Genomic DNA, 6,623 nt, shown 5'->3' with positions numbered 1-6,623 from the left:
TCTCCCCGCTACCTCACGATAGTCAGGCTTGGGAATCGCTATTGGGTTCACCGGTAGCGGGTGCCCACGGAGGACTTACACCTCAGATGTACGACATGCCCGTCGTACCTAAAAAAGCCCAGACAACATTATCTGAGCATTCTTTTCTATAGTCGTTTAAGCAAGTTGAGTTTGACATTTTCAAACTATTTCTTCAACAAACCTTGTTCTTGTAGAAACTCCTTGGCTACTTGTTCTGCTGACTTACCTTCAACACCGACTTGGTAGTTGAGCTGGCTCATCTGGCTTTCTGTAATCTTACCAGCCAATTTATTGAGAACTTTCTCCAACTCAGGATGTTTCTTGAGAAGAGCTTCTTTCATGAGTGGAGCTCCTTGATAAGGTGGGAAGAGTTGCTTGTCATCTTCCAAGACCTGCAAATCATAACGCGCCAACTCTGCATCTGTTGAATAGGCATCTGTGATTTGAATATCGCCTGACTGAATTGCCTGATAGCGAAGGGCTGGCTCCATGGTCGCTACATTGAGGTTAAGACCATACATTGATTGCAAGCCTTTATTTCCATCTTCACGGTCATTAAATTCGAGAGTAAAGCCTGCCTTCAACTGTCCTTCCACTTTTTTCAAGTCCGAAATAGTCTTCAAGCCATATTCTTGAGCAATCTTTTTCGGAACAGCTACAGCATAGGTATTTTGATAAGACATAGGTTTGAGATAGGCTAGATGATCCTGTTTGGCAATACCATCACGCGCCACGTCATAAACCTGCTCTGGCTCATGACTCACTTTCGGTGATGGTTGAAGCAAGCTTTCAGTCACCGTACCCGTAAATTCAGGATAGATGTCAATATCGCCTTTTTTCAAAGCTTCATAGAGGAAGCTTGTTTTCCCAAAATTCGGTTTAACAGTCGCAGTCATACTGGTATTTTCCTCAATGAGGAGTTTATACATATTGGCTAAAATTTCTGGTTCTGGACCCAATTTTCCAGCAATGACCAAGTTTTCTTTCTCTTTTTGAGCTAAAAGAGCTGGACTATAAGACAGACCGAGTAATATGGTCACCAAGGCAAAACCAGAGAAAATCGTCCGCAATTTTGCTTTTTCCATCACTTTTAGTAGGAAGTTAAAGGCAATGGCTAGCACTGCAGAAGAAAGGGCCCCAATCAAAATCAGACTGGCATTATTACGGTCAATTCCCAAAAGGATAAAGGAACCTAGCCCCCCTGCACCAATCAAAGCAGCCAAGGTTGCCGTACCGATAATCAAGACCGCTGCCGTCCGAATCCCAGACATCATAACCGGCATAGCAAGTGGAATTTCGAATTTCTTGAGACGTTCCCATCTGGTCATCCCAAAGGCAATCCCAGCCTCTTGCAGACTCGGATCAATTCCCTTTAGCCCAGTGATGGTATTTTGCAAAATCGGAAAAATCGCATAAATCACTAGAGCTGTCAATGCTGGTAAAGTCCCAATTCCCATCAAAGGAATAAAGAGCCCCAACAAGGCCAGAGACGGGATGGTCTGGAAAATCCCTGCAATCTGCAAAACCCAATCCGCCAACTTCTCATGATAGCGAAGATAAACAGCCAAGGGAATCGCGATAAAAATAGCTAGTAACAAGGTTAAAAGTGACAACTGCAAATGTTGAGATAGAGCTGTCAACCAATCACTAAAACGATCCTGAAAAGTTGCAATTAAATTAGTCATGAACACTACCTCCAAACAAGTCTGCTACAAAGTCTGTTGCAGGAGCTTTTAAAATCGTCTCGGGATTCGCCACCTGACGAATCTCTCCATCCTGCAAGACAGCAATACGGTCTGCCAATTTCAGAGCTTCATCCGTATCATGGGTCACAAAAATCGTTGTCATCCCAAACTCTTTATGCAATTCCTTAGTCAAAACCTGCAACTGTTTTCTCGAAATTGCATCCAAGGCTGAAAAGGGTTCATCCATGAGAAGAATCTTAGGCTGACCAATCATGGCACGAACAATACCAACCCGTTGCTGTTCTCCACCAGATAGTTCACTAGGAAGTCGATGTCCATATTCAGCCACTGGTAAACCAACCTTAGCCAAAAGCTCTTCGGTTTTCTTCGCTATTTCTTCCTTAGCCCAGCCCCTCATCTCAGGAATCAGGGCAATATTTTCCGCAACCGTTAGATTGGGAAACAGTGCAATGGCCTGTAAAACATAACCAGTAGAAATACGCAGTTCACGCTCATCATAGTCTTTGATGCGCTTGCCATCCATATAAATATTTCCATCAGTCGGTTCCAAAAGACGGTTAACCATCTTGATCATGGTTGTCTTACCGGACCCAGAAGGCCCAACTAAAACCATAAACTCGCCATTATCAATCTGTAAATTAACATCTCTCAAGACATCTTTTTCTGTGTAACGTAAAGCTACATTTTTGTATTCAATCATTCTGTATCCTCAATTTAAAACTTCCCTCGATTGGTCAAGTCTTCTACCTTAGGTATGACTTCCTTATTGTCCCAATGCTCCACAATTTTCCCGTTTTCTAGTCGAAAGATATCGTACCGGGCATAGGCAAGGCCATCAATCTGAGTCTGACCATAGCTAACCACATAGTTTCCTTGTCCTAAGAGTTGGAAAACAAAGTCAAACATGGCCTTTACTTATAAACAGCTAATTTACTCCATTTTAAACCTCATTTTCCTCCTCTTTCAGATTAAGCAAAATTCTTTCTTGAAAGGCTTCAAACTGACGAATTTCTTCCTCTGAAAATCCTTTGTAAAAGATCGTATCCAATTTCTGACGGACACGATGCCCCACTTCTTTCTGAGACTGCCCCAAGTCTGTTAAAACCAAATACTTTTTACGCTTATCTTCTCCACATGGACTAATAGTTACAAGATTTTGTTCCTCTAGCTTTTTAATCATCGTCGTCAGTGTATTGTTAGCAAGCCCAGTTGCCAGAGCAATATCTGTCGCAGTTGCGCAGCCAGTTTCACTATTCCATAAAACCGCTAAAATCTTTCCCTGCTCACTCCGATAAAGAGCTTCAGGATCTTGGCTCAGTAACTTTTGAAAAATCCGCCCATTCAACAAACGAATATGATGGGCTACCAAATGACTATCTTTCATAACACCTCCAATTTATTTCGATATCGAAATGAATAAAACAATTGTAACACTCATCGTTCCAACTGTCAACTATTTCGATTTGGAAATAATTTTTCCTAGCAAAAAAACCTCCCACCCAAGGTAGAAGATTTGAATCTAATAAACTTAATCCGTCATGTCCGATACCAATGTTCGATGCTCCAATGGAATACTGCACATAACTAGCAAGAAAATAAAACCTGACTGAATCCAGAAGAGAGCCAGGTCAAAGATTCCATGCACAGCAACCACTGTAAGGAAAGATAGATAAAGGCCGATAATCGGACGTTTCCCTGACTCCTGACTCATATCCATCATCAAGCGAACAGGAGCCACAGAAGACAAAACCAATAAAATGGTCCCCACAATACCATAACTCAAAATCGTATCAATATAAAGACTGTGAGCATGTTCATGATAAGGAGCATTTATCCGAGGATAAGAGTGCATATAGGTTAATGGCCCCTCACCCCAAAAAGGATTTTGCTTAAACAAGGCCATCCCCGCATCCCAAATAGAGATTCGTTCTTCCATAGAAGAGTCTAAAGTCCCCATTCGAACTCCCAAATCACTGGAAAATAGGAAACTCAAACCAATGGCGAAGACTCCAATACTAAGCCAAAAGGCCTTCCAGTTTTTTATAGTCGTAAAGAGATAAATAATGGCACCAGCGATAATAGCAGGAAAGGCAGTTCGATTTTGCGTAAAATTCAAACCAAAGAGATTCACAAAGCCTGCAAACACACAGAATACTTTCAACCAATTCAACTTGGTCGTTGTAAACAGATAGAAGGCAATCATGATACAGAAACAACAAATAATTCCATAATAATTAGGATTAAAGAAGGTCACTTCTGCACGATTCTGATGCCACACCTGCATATTGGGTGAAAGAAAAGCATAGTTGAATTTCTTCACAATTTGGAAATGTTCTAAACTCGCAAAAGCAGCTGACAAGACGCTACCAAACAAGACGAGCTGCAAAATCAATCGAAAGAATTTATGTGATAAAATCGACTGATAGTGCAAAAAGAAAACAGTAAATAGAAACATTCCTACTGAAGCTACAACTCCCATCCAATTTTGTGCAAAAACGGATATAACAGTACTATAGCCAAGAAAAAGAAGCAGCATCGGATGCTCTCCCATTTTCTGAAGAATACTTTTTATATCTCCTGTAAAAATCAAACTGATAATATATAAACAGAATACAACTACAAAAAGATAAAAGGGTAAAAAGATACTCAGGATAATTCCCAATAAAATCAGCTCTTTACTAGACAACCCTTTCAGCTTTTCAATAAAGCCTATTGATTTCAAAATGAATCCTTTCTCTCCAAATCAGTTGATTCAGATAATAGTAAGCTACCCCTTATTGTACCACTTTTTTAGCAATTTGAAAACAAAGGAAACGTTTCCTAGGTAAAAAGGGAGCAAAAATACTAAAATACTAAGATTTCAAAACTCAATCTTAACGATTGCATTTTCTCTAAGAAAATCATACCGTAAATAGTAGGCATATGTTAAAATAGTAGTAATAAAATATAGATTAGGCGCAACCATCCAAACTAGATTCAAATCATATACTATTCTTAAAGAAAGGAAACACTATGAAATCCTACCAAGCCGTCTACCAAATTCTAGCAAAAGAAACCGATTATATCAGCGGAGAAAAGATTGCAGAAGAACTATCCCTAAGCCGAACATCAATTTGGAAAGCCATCAAGCGATTAGAACAAGAAGGCATTAAAATTGATAGTATCAAAAACAAAGGCTATAAATTGATGAATGGAGACCTTATTCTTCCAGAGATTCTAAAAGAAAATCTTCCAATTAAAGTCAGTTTTAAACCCGAAACAAAATCAACACAACTGGATGCAAAAGAAGCAATTGATTTAGGGAATGAAGCAAATACCCTTTATATAGCTTCCTATCAAACAGCAGGGCGAGGCCGTTTTCAACGTTCCTTCTACTCACCACAAGGTGGTATTTATATGACACTCCATCTTAAACCAAATCTCGCCTATGACAAATTACCATCCTACACACTACTTGTAGCTGGAGCTGTCTACAAAGCCATTAAGAACCTAACTTTAATAGATGTAGACATAAAATGGGTCAACGATATCTACCTCAAAAATCATAAAATTGGAGGAATCCTCACTGAGGCAATGACCTCTGTAGAAACAGGCTTAGTCACAGATATCATTATTGGAGTAGGAATCAACTTCACTATTAATGATTTCCCACAAGAATTAAAAGAAAAAGCTGCTAGCTTATTTAAATCACCAGCTCCTATAACAAGGAATGAATTAATCATAGAAATCTGGCGTGCTTTCTTCGAAACACCAGCAGATGAGTTATTATACCTATATAAACAACAGTCATTCGTTCTAGGAAAAGAAGTTACTTTCACACTAGATCAAAAAGACTACAAGGGACTTGCTAAAGATATCTCAGAAAATGGCAAGCTTTTAGTTCAATGTGATAACGGAAAAGAAATCTGGCTAAATAGCGGAGAAATTTCACTAAAAACTTGGAAGTAATGGCAAAGTTATACAACAAAAAATAAACTATATAAAAAGGCTCTATAACATTTATAGTGAGTAAATCCCCTATGGATATTATGGAGCCGATTTTAATCGCTCTCAACATCAAAAAAAAGAGAGTTATAAACTCTCATTAAAACGGAGAATAAGGGATTCGAACCCTTGCGCCAGTTACCCGACCTAACGATTTAGCAAACCGTCCTCTTCAGCCTCTTGAGTAATTCTCCAATTAATGGGCACGAGTGGACTCGAACCACCGACCTCACGCTTATCAGGCGTGCGCTCTAACCACCTGAGCTACGCGCCCAAGTTAAAAACTTGGTAGTTTGAACAAAGTTCAAAGCGAGTGACGAGAATCGAACTCGCGACAACAGCTTGGAAGGCTGTAGTTTTACCACTAAACTACACCCGCATACATACTATAAGTAAAAATGGCGCGAGACGGAATCGAACCGCCGACACATGGAGCTTCAATCCATTGCTCTACCAACTGAGCTACCGAGCCTTATTGCGGGAGCAGGATTTGAACCTACGACCTTCGGGTTATGAGCCCGACGAGCTACCGAGCTGCTCCATCCCGCGTTAATGAAAAAGGAGGATGTGGGATTCGAACCCACGCACGCTTTTACACGCCTGACGGTTTTCAAGACCGTTCCCTTCAGCCGGACTTGGGTAATCCTCCGTACTATTCAAATGGACCTTGTAGGACTTGAACCTACGACCACTCGGTTATGAGCCGAGAGCTCTAACCAGCTGAGCTAAAGGTCCAACAAGATCTTTATAGCGGCGAAGGGGATCGAACCCCCGACCTCCCGGGTATGAACCGGACGCTCTAGCCAGCTGAGCTACACCGCCATGAATCGGGAAGACAGGATTCGAACCTGCGACACCTTGGTCCCAAACCAAGTACTCTACCAAGCTGAGCTACTTCCCGAGTTAAATAGA

The 6,623-nt window shown here is 40.7% G+C and carries 5 protein-coding genes, 9 tRNA genes and 1 pseudogene; 1 reads left to right on the top strand and 14 read right to left on the bottom strand.

Translation table 11 applies throughout. From position 1 onward, the window contains the following. Positions 1-185 precede the first annotated feature (185 nt). The 5 genes and pseudogenes from CJ239_RS11370 to CJ239_RS11350 all read right to left on the bottom strand — a co-directional run bounded on the left by CJ239_RS11370 (position 186) and on the right by CJ239_RS11350 (position 4,449). The gene (locus CJ239_RS11370) at positions 186-1,706 is read right to left on the bottom strand and encodes an ABC transporter permease/substrate-binding protein (RefSeq protein ID WP_102211628.1); all 1,521 of its coding nucleotides are present in this window, start codon (positions 1,704-1,706) and stop codon (positions 186-188) included. Next, entirely contained in the window at positions 1,699-2,427 is a 729-nt protein-coding gene (locus CJ239_RS11365) for an ABC transporter ATP-binding protein (protein WP_102211627.1), read from the bottom strand. Before CJ239_RS11365 ends, CJ239_RS11370 begins: the two co-directional genes overlap by 8 nt. A 14-nt stretch (positions 2,428-2,441) precedes the next feature. Beyond that, positions 2,442-2,630, bottom strand: a pseudogene (locus CJ239_RS11360) (polyketide cyclase); the annotation flags it as partial. 37 nt (positions 2,631-2,667) lie between these two features. After that, complete coding sequence (locus CJ239_RS11355; protein WP_102211625.1) at positions 2,668-3,111, bottom strand: MarR family winged helix-turn-helix transcriptional regulator; 444 nt, start codon at positions 3,109-3,111, stop codon at positions 2,668-2,670. A 144-nt stretch (positions 3,112-3,255) separates the two neighbouring features. Further along, the gene (locus tag CJ239_RS11350) at positions 3,256-4,449 is read right to left on the bottom strand and encodes an O-antigen ligase (protein WP_102211624.1); all 1,194 of its coding nucleotides are present in this window, start codon (positions 4,447-4,449) and stop codon (positions 3,256-3,258) included. 290 nt (positions 4,450-4,739) lie between these two features. Between CJ239_RS11350 and birA the strand changes: the two genes are divergently transcribed. Next, positions 4,740-5,675, top strand: coding sequence for a bifunctional biotin--[acetyl-CoA-carboxylase] ligase/biotin operon repressor BirA (gene birA, locus CJ239_RS11345; protein WP_102211623.1), 936 nt, complete (start codon positions 4,740-4,742; stop codon positions 5,673-5,675). A gap of 142 nt (positions 5,676-5,817) precedes the next feature. Here birA and CJ239_RS11340 read toward each other — a convergent pair. The 9 genes from CJ239_RS11340 to CJ239_RS11300 form a co-directional block, all read right to left on the bottom strand. Beyond that, positions 5,818-5,905, bottom strand: a tRNA-Ser gene (locus CJ239_RS11340). Positions 5,906-5,911: 6 nt separating this feature from the next. Further along, positions 5,912-5,985, bottom strand: a tRNA-Ile gene (locus tag CJ239_RS11335). Between the two features lie 34 nt (positions 5,986-6,019). Beyond that, positions 6,020-6,090 (bottom strand) — tRNA-Gly (locus CJ239_RS11330). Between the two features lie 20 nt (positions 6,091-6,110). Further along, positions 6,111-6,183, bottom strand: a tRNA-Phe gene (locus CJ239_RS11325). A gap of 3 nt (positions 6,184-6,186) precedes the next feature. Beyond that, positions 6,187-6,260 (bottom strand) — tRNA-Met (locus CJ239_RS11320). A 10-nt stretch (positions 6,261-6,270) separates the two neighbouring features. Then, positions 6,271-6,360, bottom strand: a tRNA-Ser gene (locus CJ239_RS11315). A 12-nt stretch (positions 6,361-6,372) separates the two neighbouring features. Continuing rightward, positions 6,373-6,446 (bottom strand) — tRNA-Ile (locus tag CJ239_RS11310). Between the two features lie 13 nt (positions 6,447-6,459). After that, a tRNA-Met gene (locus CJ239_RS11305) sits at positions 6,460-6,533 on the bottom strand. 5 nt (positions 6,534-6,538) lie between these two features. After that, positions 6,539-6,612, bottom strand: a tRNA-Pro gene (locus CJ239_RS11300). Between the last annotated feature and the right edge of the window lie 11 nt (positions 6,613-6,623).

The organism is Streptococcus sp. UMB0029 (genome assembly GCF_002871495.1).
In the GTDB taxonomy this organism is placed as follows: Bacteria; Bacillota; Bacilli; order Lactobacillales; family Streptococcaceae; genus Streptococcus.
Note: the sequence above shows the minus strand (reverse complement) of the source record. Positions and strands in the feature narration are given on the sequence as shown.

Coding starts and splice junctions, on each gene's coding strand:
- CJ239_RS11370 (WP_102211628.1), bottom strand. CDS start 1,706: ATGACTAATTTAATTGCAACTTTTCAGGATCGTTTTAGTGATTGGTTG.
- birA (WP_102211623.1), top strand. CDS start 4,740: ATGAAATCCTACCAAGCCGTCTACCAAATTCTAGCAAAAGAAACCGAT.
- CJ239_RS11365 (WP_102211627.1), bottom strand. CDS start 2,427: ATGATTGAATACAAAAATGTAGCTTTACGTTACACAGAAAAAGATGTC.
- CJ239_RS11355 (WP_102211625.1), bottom strand. CDS start 3,111: ATGAAAGATAGTCATTTGGTAGCCCATCATATTCGTTTGTTGAATGGG.